This window comes from Skermanella pratensis, from assembly GCF_008843145.1.
Lineage (GTDB): Bacteria > Pseudomonadota > Alphaproteobacteria > Azospirillales > Azospirillaceae > Skermanella > Skermanella pratensis.
Map to the genome: position 1 here is coordinate 3,588,526 of NZ_CP030265.1, position 15,994 is coordinate 3,604,519.

Here is a 15,994-nt window from a genome sequence, read left to right on the forward strand (position 1 = left end):
GCGGGGCGGGATCAGGCCTCCGCCTCGTCCTCGTCGTAGAAGTCGGCAAGCTCCCGCAGGCCGTCGAGATCGCGGATCGTGATCGATCCCGCCGAGACCGTGATCAGCCCGTCGCGCTGCCACTCGTTCAGGTGCTTGTTGGTGCTTTCCCGGGTGATGCCGACCAGGGTGCCCAATTGCTGCTGGGAGAGCTTGACGTCGATCCGGGTCCCTCCGCCCCGCTCCTCCACCCCGAAGGCCGTCGCCAGTCGGACGAGGCAGCGGGCGAGCCGGATCGGCACTTCCAGGAACAGGGTGTCCTCCAACTGGGTGCTGGTTCGGCGCAGCCGGTCGCACAGCACGTTGAACATGCGCAGGCAGACGGTGGGATGGCTCTCCAGCCATGGCAGGAAGTGCCGCCGCTCCAGCACCAGCAGGCCGGTGTCCTCGATCGCCACCGCCTCGGCCGTCCGGGACTTGCCGTCGAGCAGGGCGATCTCGCCGAAATACTCGCCCTTGCGGACGATGTTCAGCGTCACCTCCTTGCCTTCGGCCGAGTAGCTGCAGATCCGGACGCGGCCGGAAAGCACGGCCATCATGCTGGAACCGGGATCGCCCTGGCGGAAGATGATGGCCCGCGGCCGGTGTTGCGCGACGGTGGCATAGGCCGCCAGCTGCGACAGCTCGCCGGGATCGACATGCTTGAGCAAGGAGTGCTCCGCCAGGACGGCAAGCTTCTCCTCCAGTCCCATAGTGGCCATCGGCGATGCCCTCCAGACTATGCCTCGTCATGGACCAGGACACACCAAGGATTGTGCCATTCCATGATTTGAGAAACATTATGGTCACGCAGGTTCGAGACTGTCCACTTCTCCCTGGATGGTGGAAAGCTAAACGAAATAGCGATTGCCCCCTCCAGTCTTTCAGATAGAGACTAATCCTCCTCAAGTTCTCAGACAGCATCGATCAGGAAAGGAGTCCCGTCATGTCCAAGATCCGCCTTCGCCGCCCTGGACCGGCCCGCCGTGGCTGGGCCGGGCGCGCCGGGTGGCTGGCGGGCGGGTGCCTCATGCTTGCCGGATGCCTGTCGGACCCGGCGATCGCCCCCGTCGTGGTGGAGCCGAAGACGCCGACCACCAAGACCATCAGCAGCTTCACCAGCAGCCTGCAATGCATGGACACCTTGCTGTGGCAGCATGGCAAGAGCGACATCTACATCATGACCTCGGGCATTCCCGACGCCACCGGCAAGGTTGCGGCGGGGACCAAGGAGATGCTGATCACCGCGATCTCGCGCATGTCGGCGCGCAGCAACGCCTTTCGCTTCGTGGATTTCGAGCCCAACCCGAACAGCGACGTCACAGCCCTGTCCGCCCTGATCGGCGTCCAGCCCGACTTCGTGGTGCCGAGCTACTACATCCGGGGCGCCATCACCCAGCTGGACGAGAACGTGCTGAGCGAGTTGCAGGGCGGCTCCGTGTCCCTGCCCTTCCTCGACATCGGCGCGTCGCGCGATCGGATCGTCTCGGTCGTGTCGGTGGACCTGAACGTCGGCGAGGTGGTGACCCGCCAGATCCTGCCGGGCATGTCGGCCAGCAATTCGATCGCCGTGGTGCGATCGGGCATCAGCGGCGATGCCGGCGGGAGGATCGACAAGGCCGGCTTCGCCTTCAACGTCGCCTTCAACAAGTCGGAAGGGTTCCATCAGGCCGTCCGGACGCTGGTCGACCTGAGCGTGGTCGAGACGCTGGGCAAGCTGACGCGGGTGCCCTATTGGCAATGCCTCGGCCTGGACCAGACCAATCCGACCTTCCGAGCCCAGGCCCGCGAATGGTTCGACACCACCCTGCCCGACGAGCAGGTCCGCTTCGCCCAGCAGATCCTGTCCAGCGGCGGCTATTACGAGGGACCGATCACCGGCATCTACGACATCGAGACCAAGGAGGCGGCGGCGCGCTACCAGACCGACAACGACCTGATCGCCACCGGCAGGATCGATTTCGACCTGTATTACTCGATGCTGGGCAAGCCCGGGGTGACCGCCCGCGCGCCCGGACGCACCGGCGCCATAGCCAATGCCGGCGGCCCCGGCATTCCGCTGATCCCGATGGATGCGGGCGGCGAGCGCCGCCTGGACCTGTTCCTCAACACCGACCGCGGCCCGGCGCCCCGGTTCAAGCAGGGGGAGGCCCTGGTGGTGAAGGCGCAGGCGACCGCCGACGCGTTCCTCTATTGCTATTACCAGGACAGCGACGGGACCGTGGCGCGGGTCTTCCCGAACCGCTTCCAGCCCGACGCCTTCGTGACCGCGAACCAGCAGGTCGAGATCCCGCCCGGCTACGAGAAGCCGTTCAACATCCGACTGGACAGCGTCGGCGACAGCGAGGCGGTCGCTTGCTTCGCCTCGGCCCGGGAGGTCGGCCTGTCGCTGCCCGACGCGATGAAGATAGAGGATCTGAGGCCTATCCCGCAGGCGACCCTGCGGAGCGTCACCCAGGCTTTCGACGAAGTCCCCGGCGGGAACGTCCGGACCAAGCGCCTGAACCTTTGGGTCGTCCCGGCCAACACGGTCGATTTCTGAACAGCGGCCGCCGCCCTATGCCACCGCCAGGCTGGACGGCGAGGCCGACCGCAGCTCCGACCAGTGGACGCGGCCGGACAGGGTATCCAGCACGGCATCGGCGAGCGCCAGCGCTGCCCGGGTTTCCGACCGGGCATCGACGCCGAACAGGTTGATCAGCCCGGCTATACCGTGCTCCGCCGGTCCCTGGATGCGGAAATCGTGCGGCCGCGAGTCTTCCGTATTCTGGTCACCCATATCGCGGCCGACCAGGTCCCGCGGCTCGGACAGGACATCCATCCAGCTTTCGCCCAGAAAACCGGAGAAGAACAGCGCCGCCGACTTGGCCCCGCGGCAGCCCGGAACCACGAGCCGGTCGAAGGGCGCCGTCCCTTCCAGCTTGTACCGCTTGGACCCCGGTCCGGACAGTTCGGGCGGAACATGGTTCCGCATGCCCTCGACCCGGGCAGCGATCTGGACCGCCTCGTAATCCTCCGTCGCATTGATCAGGCTGTCGCAGCGAACCGTCTCCAGCTCGCCCGGCATCCCGCCGAGATCCACCTCGAATCCGCGCCGCATGGGATAGGCCGCGACCAGCCGGCAATCCTCGGTGACGAAGGCGCCGGCGTTCTCCGCCTCGATCCGCAGGGCAAGGCGAAGCGATTCGCCATCGACGATGCCCGCATCGGGAGCGAACAGTCCGCCGATGCATCTCAGTCCCCGCTCGTGGGCGGTGACATCGGCGACCGACAGCAGCTCCACCGAGGGATCGCGCTGTTTCATGTCATCGAGCAACGCCATCTCGGCGTCATCGCGCGCGATCAGGAGTTGCCCGGTGCGCCGGAACGGGACTTCCTGGCGGGCACAGTAGGATTCCAGCGCCTTCGCCCCGAGGGCCGAGAAGCCGGCGCGGAGGGTCCGGGAACGGTCCACGACCGGGGCCTCGACAGGCTCCGGCCAGCCGCCGGCCGCCAGGGCATGCCCGCCGTCGTCCTGCTGGCGGTCGCGCCGGGCGATCAGCATCACCTCCCGCCCGTCGAGGGCGAGACGGCGCGCAACGGCGGCCCCCAAGGTTCCGCTCCCGATCACGACACATTCTATCCTGTCGGCAGACATAAAAAAAACCTCTCGCCGTGAATAACCCTCGCGTATGCCGAAAGACGCTGTCAGCGGCAGTTGCTGCGGACAAATCGCGGCCAAGTTCGTTTCGCTTCTCGAAATCTACGTCTCTAACACCGCGTCCCACTGTGAGGGCTTCCATTAATAAATTTAAGTCGCCTTTTGTTCATAGAACGATATGGCATCAAAGTATTGAACGGTAGGATCCCGCACCTTCGTTCGGCCGATACCGCACTTCGCTGTTCGATCTACCGTCGGATGCCGGCACAGAATGGCCCGGAACAAGATGGCCCGGAACAAGATGAAAGGTGGCGTGTTTCGCTCCTCGCCGTCGGAACCGGAACTTGCGGTGCCGGAGGCATCCAGAGCCGTGACGGCAGCCATGTCGGAACCAGGGACGGTACAGGCGGTTGCTCCCATTCCGCCTGGTGCGGATCATCATAACGGAGCATGCTCGTGAACGGAAAAAAGGTTCGCCTCGCGATCGTCGGCGTCGGAAATTGTGCTTCATCGCTTGTGCAGGGCCTGGAATACTACAAGAACGCTGCCGAAGACGATCAGGTGCCCGGCCTGATGCATGTCACGCTGGGCGGCTACCATATCCGCGACATAGAGGTGGTGGCCGCCTTCGACGTGTCCGACGCCAAGGTCGGACACGACTTGGCCGACGCGATCCACGCCCAGCCGAACAACACCGTCCGCTTCGCCGAGGTTCCCAGATCCGGCGTTACGGTCGAGCGCGGGCCGACCCTGGACGGCCTCGGCAAGTACCTGGGGCAGGTGGTCACGGAGTCGGAGCGCCCGGTCGCCGACGTCGCGGAGGTGCTGCGCCGCAGCGGCGCCGAGATCCTGGTTTCCTACCTGCCGGTCGGATCGGAACAGGCGACGGAGTTCTATGCCGAGCAGGCGCTGGATGCCGGTTGCGCGCTGGTCAACTGCATACCGTCCTTCATCGCGTCGCGCGACGCGTGGCGCCGCCGATTCGAGGAGAAGCGCCTGCCGATCATCGGCGACGACATCAAGTCCCAGGTCGGCGCCACCATCGTCCACCGCGTGCTGACCAACCTGTTCCGCGAGCGCGGGGTCCGCCTGGACCGGACCTACCAGCTCAACTTCGGCGGCAACGCCGATTTCGAGAACATGCTGGAGCGCGAGCGGCTGGAATCGAAGAAGATCTCCAAGACGAACGCGGTGACCAGCCAGCTCGACGTGCCCCTGTCGAACGAAAACGCCCATGTCGGTCCGAGCGACTACGTGCCGTGGCTGGCCGACCGCAAATGGTGCTACATCCGGATGGAAGGCACGACCTTCGGCAATGTCCCGCTGAATTGCGAGCTGAAGCTTGAAGTCTGGGACTCCCCCAACTCGGCCGGTGTGGTGATCGATGCCGTGCGTTGCGCCAAGCTGGCGCTGGACCGCGGCATCGGCGGGGCGCTGATAGGCCCGAGCAGCTACTTCATGAAGACGCCGCCGCAGCAGTTCACCGATGCCGAAGCCCGCATGCGGACCCTGCGCTTCATCGATGGCGAAGCCTGACGGCACGTGAGCCAGGACGTTTCGACAATCCACCTCGTACGGCACGGCGAGCATGACCTTTCCCCGGGGTTGCTCGCCGGCCGCACGCCCGGCGTTCCGCTGTCGGGGCGCGGGATCGAACAGGCGCGGCGCACGGCGGAGCGGCTGGCCCAGGCCGGCGGCATCGCCGCGGTCTATTCCAGCCCGCTGGAACGCACCTCCCGGACGGCCGGCATCATCGCCGACCGCCTGGGACTTCCCGCCGAGATTTCCGTTGCTTTGATAGAGATCGACTTCGGCGACTGGACCGGCCGCCCGTTCGCCGAACTGAACACGCGGGAGGACTGGCGCCGCTGGAATCATTTCCGAAGCGGAACGCGCCCGCCCGGCGGCGAGACCATGGCGGAGGTGCAGGCGCGGGTCCTGGGCTTCATCGAAAAGCTGGTCGCCCGCGGCCCGCGGAGTTCCGCCGTGCTGGTCAGCCACTGCGACGTGATCCGGGCCGTCCTGGCCCATTGTCTCGGCATGCCGCTGGACCTTCTCCTGCGGCTGGAGGTGGCGACAGCCTCCGTCAGCACCGTCGAGATCGGCCCTTGGGGGCCCCGCATCCTGCGGATCAACGAGGAACCATGATGAGCGAGCAGGACGAAATCCGGCGCCGGATCGATGATCTGGGCCAGTGGTTTCATAATATCAAGTTGAAGGGCGTGCGGACGGCGCCCGACCATTTCCTGGGCGACTATCCCAATGTCAAATGGCAGCGCTTCGCCCATGCGGTGCCGGAAGACCTGCGCGGCATGACCGTGCTGGATATTGGCTGCAACGGCGGCTTCTACTCGATCGAGATGAAGCGCCGGGGGGCCGACCGGGTGGTCGCCATCGACAGTGAGCCGATGTATCTGGGTCAAGCCCGTTTCGCAGCCGAAATGAGCGGCGCCGAGATCGAGTTCCGCGAGATGTCGGTCTATGACCTGGGCCGGCTCGGCGAACGTTTCGACCTCGTGATCTTCATGGGCGTGCTTTACCACCTGCGCCATCCCCTGCTTGCGCTCGACCTGATCCACGAGCATGCGGCGCGCGACCTGCTGCTGTTCCAGTCGATGATGCGCGGCAGCCAGGAAGTCGAGCCGCTGGAAGAGAATTATCCCATCACCGAGACCGGCATCTTCGCCAAGCCCGGTTACCCGAAGATGCATTTCGTCGAGCGGCGCTATTCCAACGACGACAGCAACTGGTGGATCCCGAACCGGGCCTGCGTCGAGGCCATGCTCCGCGACAGCGGATTCGAGATCGAGCAGCGGGCGGAGGAGGAGGTCTATCTCTGCCGCCGCACCGAACGCCGGACGCCCGGGGTGGCCGCCGTTTATCCAGCGAGGGGACAGCAATGATCGAAGCGGCGATGATCTGGAACGAGCCCAACAACAAGTCCCACTGGGACCCCGAGCTTGATCCGGACTGGATTGCGTTCGGCCGGATGGCGTCGCTGGCGGGCCAGGCGATCAAGGCGGAAGCCCCCGGCCTGCTGCGCGTTTTGGGCGGCATCTCGCCGATCGACCCGGTGTTCATCTCCAAGCTCCGGTCGCGCGGAGTGCTCGATGATGTGGACGTGGTGGCGGTCCACGGCTTTCCGCTGGACTGGAACCTGTGGCCGATCCACGAATGGCCCGAACGGCTGAAGGAGATCCAGGCGGTCACCGACCTGCCGGTCTGGGTCAGCGAGGTCGGCGTCTCGACCTTCGGCGCGGAGGAGGTCCAGGAGTTCGGGCTTCAGCGCACGGCCGACCTGCTGATCGGCCGGGTGCCGCGCATCCACTGGTACAGCCTGTACGACCTGCCCCGCTCGTGGGAAGCGACGACACGCCATCGCGAGGCGGAAGGATCGTCGTATTACCGGCACTTCTACATGGGCCTGCTGCGCGAGGACGGCTCGCCGAAGCTGGCGATGAGCCACTTCAACCGCTACACGCCCGACATGGGCATCTGCCAATGGTTCCACTACGAGGATCACCGGCTGGACGATGCCGTGCGCTGGCTGCGCGACCTGGGCGTGCGGCACCTGCGCACGGGCCTGAGCTGGGCCGACAGCTTCCGCCCGAACGCCCTGGACTGGTTCGACCGCCAGATGAAGGCGCTGGAGGAGTTCGACGTGACGGTGACCTTCTGCTTCACGCCGGAGCACCGCGGGCTGGCTCCCCACCACACCAGCCCGCCCCAGGTGCCGGAGGAGTTCGCGGAGTTCTGCGCCACGATGGTCCGGCGCTACGCGGCGTGATGCGGCACCCATGGTTCGCCGCTTTGGAACGCCTCGGACTTCGGCGTCGAAATGCGTGCCGTTGGTTTGGCCACAGTTGAACGCAGATGGGCGCAGATACGTACTCTGCTCCTCGGCCTCAATGCTCGGCGTCGGCGCCCGGCGGCCAGCCCATGCGGGGCGTGCCGCGAGTCAGCAGGTGGGAGATGCGGGGCTCGGCGGGGTCGACCTCGTACTCGACCGTCACCGCGCCGGAGCCGGCGTCCAGGCCGGGCGCGATGTTTTCCGGCAGGCGGAAGCGCAGGCCCAGGATCAGGCTGAGCGCCAGGGACAGGCCGGCGGCGGTGAGCGCCTGCCCCGTGCCGATCGCCACGGCGTCACGGCCCCCGCCCCTTCCAGCACGGCGATCAGGGTGGCGAGCCAGATCGCCCGGAACATCGGGTAGCGGAAGGGCGCCGGCGCCGAGGGCGGTTTCGGCATGCTCCCGGCTGCCGGGGTCGTCTTGATGTCTTCTTCTCGTGCCGGCATGACTCAGCGGAGTCGGGGTTCGGCGGATGGCGGGAACGGCACCTGCTTCAACACGCCAGCGCGGCAACCGGCCCATGGGGGAGCGTGGGCGGGGCGGAACGGAAGACATATGTCCGACGGCGGTATTGCCCTTTACGAACCGGTAATACCGGTCTACTCTCCCCGGTCGCAACGCACTCGGTTGGCAATCATGTCATTCGAAATCGAAAGAAGATTCCTGGTCTGCCAGGATGTCGGCAGACTATGCCGGAACGGCGACAGAATAGTTCAGGGATATTTTTCTTTTGATCGGCAGTCGCGCATCCGTATCAGAATCCGGAATGACAGCGCTTTCCTGACCATCAAAGGACCGCGACAGGGAATTATCCGGTCCGAGTTCGAAAGTAATGTTCCATTGCCGCTCGCGGCTGCCATGCTGTCGCGACTGCCGCCTGAAACGCTGATCGAAAAGGTCAGGTACACGTTGCCTTACGCCGGCCTGGCGTGGGAAATCGACGTGTTCGGCGGCCTGAACGCCGGGCTGGTCGTGGCCGAAGTGGAGCTTTCCCACCCGGAGCAGGAAATCATCCTGCCCCACTGGGTCGGCCGCGAGATCACCTACGACGCGCGCTACGGAAATTCCAGCCTTTCCGTCGAACCCGTTTCCAGTTGGACGCAAGCCGCCTGAGCTTCCTGCGCAGGTACTTTCAAACGGCTTTGCGCACCAGGACCGGTTCTTCGACGACGGATAGCCTGTCGGCGCTCTTCGGAAGCTTCTCGGCGATCCCGAGCGCCGTTTCGCGCCGCCGCATCTCTTCCCAGATATCGTCTGGGGTGATCCCCATGTCCGCCCACAGAACCGTCAGGTTGTAGATCAGGTCGACGCTCTCCGCGACGACGCCGTCGTGGTTGTCCTGGACGGCTTCGATCACGATCTCGACCGCCTCCTCCCCGACTTTCTGGGCCATTTTCGCCCGGCCGGCCTGTTGGAGCTTGGCCGTGCGCGACTTCTTCGGGTCGAGTTCCCGGTGCTCAAGGATGGATTCGTATAGACGTCTCAACGAGTCATGCATGATATGGGTACCAATGGCCGGCGAAGCGGGACTGCGGCTCACTATGCCTGAGTCGCCCCTATCCTGGAAATGTAATGACAGACCTTACAAGTGGTAAGCTGACGCAGTCTTGTCAGCCGTTTTCTATCCCTCTTTCGGACAGAATGCCCAGGCCAAAGTGACGCTCAGGCGAAATCCCGGAAGCTGTCGGCCGCCGCCCGGTCGTAGCCCTGGCTGGCCCGCAGGAGCTGGCGCGTATACTCCTGCGCGGCCTTGCCCCGCCGCAGATCCGCGACGGACATCTCCTCCACCACGCGGCCCCGGTTCATCACGGCCAGCCGGTCGCACATGTATGCGACCACCGCAAGATTGTGGCTGACCAGGATGTAGGTCAGGGCCCGCTCGGCCCGGAGCCGCTTCAGCAGGTTGAGGATTTCGGCCTGGACGGAGACGTCCAGGGCGGAGGTCGGCTCGTCCAGCAGCAGCACGCGCGGCTCCAGGATCAGGGCGCGCGCGATGGCGACCCGCTGGCGCTGCCCGCCCGAAAGCTGGTGGGGAAAGCGGAATCGGAACCGGGGGCCGAGCCCGACTTCGCCAAGGACGCGCTCGATGCGCCGGTCGGCATCGCCAAGCCCGTGGATCGAGACGGGTTCCGCCAGGATGCGGTCGATGGTGTGGCGCGGGTGAAGCGAGCCATAGGGGTCCTGGAACACCATCTGGCAGCGCTTGAAGAACGCCTTGTCCCGGCGCTGCCGCTGCGGCTGCCCGTCGACCGACACGATCCCCGTCCAGTCCGGGTTGAGTCCGCTGATCGCGCGCAGCACGGTGGATTTGCCGGAGCCGGACTCGCCGACCAGCCCGAAGCTTTCGCCCTCGCCGACCCGGAAGGTGACGCCCTGGACCGCGTGGATGGCGCTCTCGCCATGGCCGAAGGTGACGTTCAGGTCCTCGACCTCGATCATCGGCCGCCGCCCGTTCCGCCGCCCGTTCCGCTGCCCGTTCCGCTGCCCGCTCCGTTGTCCGCCCAGGCGGGGTCGCGGGCCAGGACCGGCAGCTCGGGCCGCGTCTCGTCCAGCCTGGGCAGGCTGTCGAGCAGGCCGCGGGTGTAGGGGTGCTTCGCGTCGTGCAGCTCGTCGGCCCGGCAGGTCTCGACCACCCGGCCGGCATACATGATCAGGATCCGGTCGCAGAACGACGCGACGAGGTTCAGATCGTGACTGATGAAGATCAGCCCCATGCCCCGCCTGCCGCACAACTCGTCCATGATCGCCAGCACCTGCATCTGGACCGTCACGTCCAGGGCCGATGTCGGCTCGTCCGCGATCAGCAGGTCGGGGTCGGGGATCAGCATCATCGCGATCATGATGCGCTGCCCCATCCCGCCGGAGACCTCGTGCGGGTACAGGTCGAACACCCGCTCCGGATCGCGGATGCGGACGGAGTCCAGCATCTCCAGCGCGCGCCGCCTGGCTTCGCGCCGGCCGGCGCCGCTGTGGACCTGGTAAGCCTCCGCGATCTGGCGGCCCACCGTCATCACCGGGTTGAGCGAGAACTTGGGGTCCTGCATGACCATGGAGATACGGCGTCCCCGGATGCCGCGCAGCGTGCGCTCGGACGCGGTGCGCAGGTCGGTGCCGTCGAACTCGATCCGGTCGGCGGCGACCTCGCCCGGCGGCGGCACCAGCCGCAGGACGGCGCGCCCGGTCATGGACTTGCCCGAGCCGGACTCGCCGACGATGCCCAGCTTCTCCCGTCCGACGGTGAAGGAGACGCCGCGGACGGCCTCGGTGAAGCCGTCGCGCGCCGGGAAGCGGACGCGCAGGTTCTCGACGGTGAGGAGCGGGGGTGTCAGGGAAGTCATCCGTTCTTGGGGTCCAGCACGTCGCGCAGCCCGTCGCCCAGCAGGTTGAAGCCCAGGCTGACGACGAAGATCGCGAGGCCCGGCAAGGTGGCGACCCACCACTGTTCGAGCAGGTACTGCCGGCCGGTCGAGATCATGGCGCCCCATTCCGGCAGCGGCGGCTGGGCGCCCAACCCCAGGAAGCCCAGCCCCGCGGCGGTCAGGATGATGCCGGCCATGTCGAGCGTCACCCGGACGATCAGGGAGGAAGTGCAGAGCGGGACCACATGCCCCGCGATGATCCGCACGGGCGAGGCGCCCTGAAGGCGGACCGCGCTGATGAAGTCGCTGTGGCGGATCGTCATGGTCTCCGCGCGGGCGATGCGGGCATAGGGAGGCCAGGAGGTGATCGCGATGGCGATGACCGCGTTCTCGATTCCGGGTCCCAGCGCCGCGACGAAGGCCAGTGCCAGGATCAGCTTGGGGAAGGCCAGGAAGATGTCGGTGACCCGCATCAGCACGATGTCGGTCCAGCCGCCCAGATAGCCGGACACGGTGCCGATCAGCAACCCGACTACCGGGGCGGTGACCGCCACCAGGAGCACGATGTAGAGCGTCAGCCGCGAGCCGTGGACGACGCGCGAGAAGATGTCGCGACCGAACTGGTCGGTACCGAACCAGTGGGCGAAGCTCGGCGGCTGCAGCCGGTTCGCGAGGTCCTGGTCGTAGGGCGACTGGGTCGCGATCAGCGGCGCGAACAAGGCGACGAGGACCAGGGCCGCGATGATGAAGAAGCCTACCATCGCCAGCCGATTGCGCGAGAAGGTCAGCCAGCCGGCATAGAGCCGGCCCAGCCGGGCCTGCCCGCGCGAGCGCGGCGTGTCGGTCAGCAGCCAGTCGCGCAGGCTGTTGCTCGTTCGGGTGCCGTCCATCGGGGCGCCGGTCATCGCCGGGCCCTCGGGTCGAGCAGCCGGTACAGCAGGTCCGACAGCAGGTTCAGGCCGATGAAGACGGCTCCCACCACCAGCGTTCCGCCCAGCACGGCGTTCATGTCGGCGCTCAGCAGGCTGTTGGTGATGTACTGGCCGAGCCCCGGCCAGGCGAACACGGTCTCGGTCAGGACGGAGCCTTCCAGCAGGGTGGCGTAGGACAGCGCCACCACCGTGATGAGCGGCACGGCGATGTTGCCCAGCGCATGGCGCCAGATCACCCGCGTTTCGGAAAGGCCCTTGACCCGGGCGGTCGTGATGTATTCCTGCCTGAGTTGGTCCAGCATGAAGCTGCGGGTCATGCGGCTGATATAGGCGATGCTGAAATAGCCCAGGATCGAGGCGGGCAGCACCAGATGGGACAGGGCGTTCCAGAAGATCTCGGTCTCGCCGGCCAGCAGCGCGTCCACGGTCAGGATGCCGGTCACCGGATCGACCAGCCCGTCGTAGAACACGTCGAGCCTGCCCGGCCCCGGCGCCCAGTCCAGCTTGGCGTAGAACAGCAGCAGCCCGACCAGCCCCAGCCAGAACACCGGCACCGAATAGCCCACCAGTCCCAGCACGCGCACCAGATGGTCCGGCCAGCGTCCGCGATGGACGGCGGCCATCACGCCTGCGGGAATGCCCAGCACCACGCCGATGATGACGGCGGCGGTGGCCAGTTCCAGGGTGGCGGGGAAGACCCGGGCGACATCCTCCAGCACCGGGCGCGAGGTCAGCACCGATGTGCCGAGGTCGCCGCGCGCCACGTCGGCGACGTAGAGGCCGAACTGCTGCCACAGCGGCAGGTCCAGACCCAGCTCCTGCCGCATCCGTTCGTAGGTCTCGGCGTTGGCGCGGTCGCCGACGGCGGCCAACACCGGATCGATCGGCACGACGCGGCCGATCAGGAAGGTCACGAGCAGCAGTCCGAGCAGCGTGAGCGCCACGGAGGCCAGCAGCCCGGCGACCCGCCGCAGCGGCCCCGCGGGGCGCCGGGGCCGCCGGGCGGCGGTATTGCCGCCCGCTTTGATGATGTCGGTCAAGACCCGCTACTTCTTGGTCGCGAGCCGGTACAGGTTGGTGTCGAAGCTGGGCCCCCAGACCAGCCCTTCCACATTGGTGCGAACCGCCGGGACCTCGACCTGCTGGAACATGACGACGAAGGGGCTGTCCTCCATCACCGTCTTCTGCAGTTCCTGGTATGTGGCGGCCCGCTTGCCGGCGTCCCGCTCCAGCACGGCCGAGGCGGTCTTCCCGGTCAGCTCGGGAATGTCCCAGGCGTTCCGCCAGGCGAGCGTCTTGGACGTGCCGTCGTCCGCGTTGTTCGGGTTGGACGCGAAGGTCTCGGCGTTGGTGTGAGGGTCCTGGTAGTCGGGACCCCACTGGCCGATATAGATGTCCTGATTGCGGGCGCGATACTTGGTCAGCGCCTGCTTGCCGTCCATGGGCAGCAGCTCGATCTTCACGCCGGCCGCCGCGGCGCTGGCCTGGATCGTCTGCGCCATGTCCATGGTCGGCGAGGTGTTGCGCACGTCCATGGTGACGGTGAAGCCGTCCGGGTAGCCGGCGGCGGCCAGCAGCTCTCGCGCCTTCGCCGGGTCGTACTTGAACGGCTTGTCCTCCACGGCGCCCAGGAAGCCCTTGGGCAGGAAAGCCTGGTGGACGGTGCCGAGGCCGTTCATGATGCTGCCGCGCATGGCGTCGTAATCGACCAGGTAGCGCATCGCCTTGCGCACCTCTGGCTTGGCGAGGATCTCGTTCTTCTGGTTGAGGCTGATGTACCAGAGGGTGCCCTTGGGCGCCTCGACCAGCCTGATGTCCTTGGATGCCCGAAGCGGCTCGAACTGCTCGGGCTTGAGGTTGCGCGCGACGTCCACGTCGCCCTTCTCCAGCAGGAGCCGCTGGGTGGCGGGCTCCGGAATGTGGCGGATGATCACCCGCTTCATGGACGGGCCGCCCTGCCAGTAGCCGGGGAAGGCGTCCAGCATCAGCATCTCGCTGGCCTTCCACTGGCGCAGCTTGAACGGGCCGGAGCCGGCGGAGTTGGTCTTCAGCCAGGTGGTCCCGAAATCGCCGTCCTTCTCGTTCTCCTGGACCAGCTTGGCATCGACGATCGAGGCGACCCCGGCGGTCAGGCAGTACAGGACGAAAGTGGGGGCGTAGGCCTGGTCGGTCTCCATCACCAGCGTGCCGGAGTCGGTGGCCCGGACCTTCTGGTCCACATTGTCCTTGGTGAAGCCGAACTGGGTCAGGATGAAGGCCGGCGACTTGTTCAGCTTGACCGCGCGGCGCAGCGAATAGGCCGCGTCCTCGGCGGTGAGGGCATTGCCGGAGTGGAACTTGACGCCGTCTCGGATCTTGAAGGTGTAGGTCTTGCCGTCGTCCGAGACCTCCCAGCTTTCCGCCAGCCCGGGCAGGATCCTGCTGACGTCGTTCACGTCGTAGGAGATCAGCCGCTCATAGACCTGGGCGCCGTATTCGGCGCCCGACAGCTCGAAGATCTCGGCCGGATCGAGGCTGATGATGTCGTCGAACTGCCAAGCCATGACCAGCGCGTCCTTCGGCGTGTCCGCCAGGGCCGGCGTTGCGGTCCCGACGCCGGTTCCCACGACCGCGAGCGCCACGAAGGCGGCTCCCATCAGACTCCGGGCGAACTTATCCATGAAGCGGCCTCTCTCCTGCTGTCCTGGCATCTTGTTGATTCATTTGCCCTGTCCGCTCCCGGCGGCAGGCAGCGATGCACCTGCGAAGGATTGACCGTCCGGTCAGGTCCTGTCAAGCGACGCACCCGGAGAAGCGGCGCGTCGGAATTGCTGCCCTCCGGCTTTTGGGGGTCGCGCCGGCCGCGTCCGCGGGGCAGGATGCGGCCGCCTTGCTCCCTCTGGAAAGCACCCCATCCATCATGCTGCCGATCGTCCGTTCCATCTCCTCCCTGCTGACCGCCGTGGCCCTGCTGATGCTGGGCAGCGGAATGCTCAGCACGCTGGTCGGCGTCCGGCTGACGGCGACCGGGGTCGGGCCGGTGGCGATCGGGTTCGTGATGGCGGCCTATTACGCCGGGCTGACGGCGGGGTCGCTGTTCGGCTACCGGGTCATCGCCAAGGTCGGGCATATCCGGGCCTTCGCGGCTTTCGCGTCGGTATTCTCCGCCGCGACCCTCGGGCATGCGCTCTATCTCAGCCTGCCGCTGTGGGCGGTGTTGAGGCTGGCCGAGGGCTTCTGCATGGCCGGCCTGTTCATGTGCATCGAGAGCTGGCTGAACGACCGGGCGACCAGCCGGACGCGCGGGCAGATGCTGTCGCTCTACATGATCACGCTGTACGGCGCCATGGCGGTCGGGCAGCAGCTGCTCAACCTGGACGACCCGACGGGCATGCTGCGCTTCATCGCGATCTCGATGCTGACCTCGCTGGCGCTGGTGCCGGTCGCGCTGACCCGCAAGGCGCCGCCCCTGCTGCCCGACATCGCCTCCTTCGGCATCCGGCGGCTCTACGAGGCGTCGCCGCTGGGGATCTTCGGGACCTTCGTCAGCGGCATCGTGACCGGCGCCATCTACGGCCTGGCGCCGGTCTACGGCACCCAGCAGGGATTCGGGACCGCCGGCACCGCGCTGTTCATGACCGTGATCATCCTGGGCGGCGTCGCGCTGCAATGGCCGCTGGGCAAGCTGTCGGACGTGTTCGACCGCCGCTCCGTGATCATCGCCCTGTCGGCGGCCACGGCGGCGGCCAGCGTGGGCATGATCACGGCGTCGGAAATGGGCGGCGACCTGATGCTGATGCTGGTGGCGGCCCTGTTCGGCGGGCTGTCCTTCACGCTGTATCCCGTCTGCGTCGCCCACACCAACGACCATATCGACAAGGCGGAGCTGGTGCAGGCCAGCGGCGGCCTGATCCTGTCCTATTCGGTCGGCGCCACGCTTGGACCGCTGGCCGGCTCCGCGGCCATGTCTGTGCTGGGCGGGCCGGGTCTGTTCGCCTTCACGGGTGCCGGCGCCGCGGCGGCCGTGGTGTTCGGCCTCTACCGGACCGTCAAGCGCGCCGCTCCGCCGTCGGAGGCGCAGGGGCCGTTCCGAAGCCTGCCGCGGACCACGCCGGTGGCGGCACCCCTGGACCCGCGGGGCGAGGACGAACCGCAGCTCTCCCTGGACCTGCCGGAGAGCCCGCCGGGCGGGCGGCATGCCGCGGAATGAGGCAGTCC

16 protein-coding genes are annotated in these 15,994 nt (G+C 66.8%); 7 read left to right on the forward strand and 9 right to left on the reverse strand.

What is annotated here, in order from left to right; genetic code table 11:
* Positions 1-11: 11 nt before the first annotated feature.
* Positions 12-740 carry a Crp/Fnr family transcriptional regulator gene (locus DPR14_RS16350; protein ID WP_158046104.1) on the reverse strand — a complete coding sequence of 243 codons (729 nt, stop codon included), beginning with the start codon at positions 738-740 and terminating at the stop codon, positions 12-14.
* Positions 741-964: 224 nt separating this feature from the next.
* Here DPR14_RS16350 and DPR14_RS16355 point away from each other — a divergent pair, with 224 nt between their 5' ends.
* On the forward strand, positions 965-2,560 hold the full coding sequence (locus tag DPR14_RS16355) for a DUF4384 domain-containing protein (protein WP_158046105.1): 1,596 nt from the start codon (positions 965-967) through the stop codon (positions 2,558-2,560).
* Between the two features lie 15 nt (positions 2,561-2,575).
* On the opposite strand, the gene DPR14_RS16360 is transcribed toward DPR14_RS16355, so the two are convergent.
* Positions 2,576-3,610 (reverse strand): FAD-dependent oxidoreductase, encoded by a 1,035-nt coding sequence (locus DPR14_RS16360; protein WP_192498981.1) that lies wholly within the window; start codon positions 3,608-3,610, stop codon positions 2,576-2,578.
* A gap of 504 nt (positions 3,611-4,114) precedes the next feature.
* Between DPR14_RS16360 and DPR14_RS16365 the strand changes: the two genes are divergently transcribed.
* From DPR14_RS16365 to DPR14_RS16380, 4 genes are read left to right on the forward strand one after another with little or no spacing between them, the layout of a single operon-like run.
* Positions 4,115-5,194, forward strand: coding sequence for an inositol-3-phosphate synthase (locus DPR14_RS16365; RefSeq protein ID WP_158046107.1), 1,080 nt, complete (start codon positions 4,115-4,117; stop codon positions 5,192-5,194).
* Positions 5,195-5,200: 6 nt separating this feature from the next.
* Positions 5,201-5,806 carry a histidine phosphatase family protein gene (locus tag DPR14_RS16370; protein WP_158046108.1) on the forward strand — a complete coding sequence of 202 codons (606 nt, stop codon included), beginning with the start codon at positions 5,201-5,203 and terminating at the stop codon, positions 5,804-5,806.
* Positions 5,803-6,561, forward strand: coding sequence for a TIGR04290 family methyltransferase (locus DPR14_RS16375; protein ID WP_158046109.1), 759 nt, complete (start codon positions 5,803-5,805; stop codon positions 6,559-6,561). The genes DPR14_RS16370 and DPR14_RS16375 overlap by 4 nt, the downstream gene beginning before the upstream one ends.
* Complete coding sequence (locus DPR14_RS16380) at positions 6,558-7,445, forward strand: beta-xylosidase (protein ID WP_158046110.1); 888 nt, start codon at positions 6,558-6,560, stop codon at positions 7,443-7,445. The genes DPR14_RS16375 and DPR14_RS16380 overlap by 4 nt, the downstream gene beginning before the upstream one ends.
* A 118-nt stretch (positions 7,446-7,563) precedes the next feature.
* Here DPR14_RS16380 and DPR14_RS16385 read toward each other — a convergent pair whose 3' ends face one another.
* The gene (locus DPR14_RS16385; RefSeq protein ID WP_158046111.1) at positions 7,564-7,797 is read right to left on the reverse strand and encodes a hypothetical protein; all 234 of its coding nucleotides are present in this window, start codon (positions 7,795-7,797) and stop codon (positions 7,564-7,566) included.
* Between the two features lie 345 nt (positions 7,798-8,142).
* Here DPR14_RS16385 and DPR14_RS16390 point away from each other — a divergent pair, with 345 nt between their 5' ends.
* Positions 8,143-8,619: a CYTH domain-containing protein gene (locus DPR14_RS16390; protein ID WP_158046112.1), complete on the forward strand. Its 477-nt coding sequence runs from the start codon at positions 8,143-8,145 to the stop codon at positions 8,617-8,619.
* A gap of 19 nt (positions 8,620-8,638) precedes the next feature.
* Here the strand turns inward: DPR14_RS16390 and hisE are convergent, their stop codons facing one another.
* The 6 genes from hisE to DPR14_RS16420 form a co-directional block, all read right to left on the reverse strand.
* Positions 8,639-8,992, reverse strand: coding sequence for a phosphoribosyl-ATP diphosphatase (gene hisE / locus DPR14_RS16395; RefSeq protein ID WP_246148228.1), 354 nt, complete (start codon positions 8,990-8,992; stop codon positions 8,639-8,641).
* 176 nt (positions 8,993-9,168) lie between these two features.
* A complete protein-coding gene (locus DPR14_RS16400; RefSeq protein ID WP_158046114.1) occupies positions 9,169-9,945 on the reverse strand; it encodes an ABC transporter ATP-binding protein in 777 nt (258 codons plus the stop codon).
* Positions 9,942-10,844, reverse strand: a complete 903-nt coding sequence (locus DPR14_RS16405; protein WP_158046115.1) for an ABC transporter ATP-binding protein — start codon at positions 10,842-10,844, stop codon at positions 9,942-9,944. Before DPR14_RS16405 ends, DPR14_RS16400 begins: the two co-directional genes overlap by 4 nt.
* The gene (nikC, locus tag DPR14_RS16410; protein ID WP_158046116.1) at positions 10,841-11,770 is read right to left on the reverse strand and encodes a nickel transporter permease; all 930 of its coding nucleotides are present in this window, start codon (positions 11,768-11,770) and stop codon (positions 10,841-10,843) included. Before nikC ends, DPR14_RS16405 begins: the two co-directional genes overlap by 4 nt.
* Positions 11,767-12,771, reverse strand: coding sequence for an ABC transporter permease (locus DPR14_RS16415; protein ID WP_158048176.1), 1,005 nt, complete (start codon positions 12,769-12,771; stop codon positions 11,767-11,769). Before DPR14_RS16415 ends, nikC begins: the two co-directional genes overlap by 4 nt.
* A 72-nt stretch (positions 12,772-12,843) precedes the next feature.
* A complete protein-coding gene (locus tag DPR14_RS16420) occupies positions 12,844-14,457 on the reverse strand; it encodes an ABC transporter substrate-binding protein (protein ID WP_158046117.1) in 1,614 nt (537 codons plus the stop codon).
* A 239-nt stretch (positions 14,458-14,696) separates the two neighbouring features.
* On the opposite strand from DPR14_RS16420, the gene DPR14_RS16425 reads away from it, so the two are divergent.
* The gene (locus tag DPR14_RS16425) at positions 14,697-15,986 is read left to right on the forward strand and encodes an MFS transporter (protein ID WP_158046118.1); all 1,290 of its coding nucleotides are present in this window, start codon (positions 14,697-14,699) and stop codon (positions 15,984-15,986) included.
* Positions 15,987-15,994 lie beyond the last annotated feature (8 nt).

Excerpts from the sequence above, each read along its gene's own strand:
- DPR14_RS16350 (WP_158046104.1), bottom strand. The coding sequence starts at position 740 with ATGGCCACTATGGGACTGGAGGAGAAGCTTGCCGTCCTGGCGGAGCAC.
- DPR14_RS16355 (WP_158046105.1), top strand. The coding sequence starts at position 965 with ATGTCCAAGATCCGCCTTCGCCGCCCTGGACCGGCCCGCCGTGGCTGG.
- DPR14_RS16375 (WP_158046109.1), top strand. The coding sequence starts at position 5,803 with ATGATGAGCGAGCAGGACGAAATCCGGCGCCGGATCGATGATCTGGGC.
- DPR14_RS16380 (WP_158046110.1), top strand. The coding sequence starts at position 6,558 with ATGATCGAAGCGGCGATGATCTGGAACGAGCCCAACAACAAGTCCCAC.
- DPR14_RS16390 (WP_158046112.1), top strand. The coding sequence starts at position 8,143 with ATGTCATTCGAAATCGAAAGAAGATTCCTGGTCTGCCAGGATGTCGGC.
- DPR14_RS16400 (WP_158046114.1), bottom strand. The coding sequence starts at position 9,945 with ATGATCGAGGTCGAGGACCTGAACGTCACCTTCGGCCATGGCGAGAGC.
- DPR14_RS16405 (WP_158046115.1), bottom strand. The coding sequence starts at position 10,844 with ATGACTTCCCTGACACCCCCGCTCCTCACCGTCGAGAACCTGCGCGTC.
- nikC (WP_158046116.1), bottom strand. The coding sequence starts at position 11,770 with ATGACCGGCGCCCCGATGGACGGCACCCGAACGAGCAACAGCCTGCGC.
- DPR14_RS16420 (WP_158046117.1), bottom strand. The coding sequence starts at position 14,457 with ATGGATAAGTTCGCCCGGAGTCTGATGGGAGCCGCCTTCGTGGCGCTC.
- DPR14_RS16425 (WP_158046118.1), top strand. The coding sequence starts at position 14,697 with ATGCTGCCGATCGTCCGTTCCATCTCCTCCCTGCTGACCGCCGTGGCC.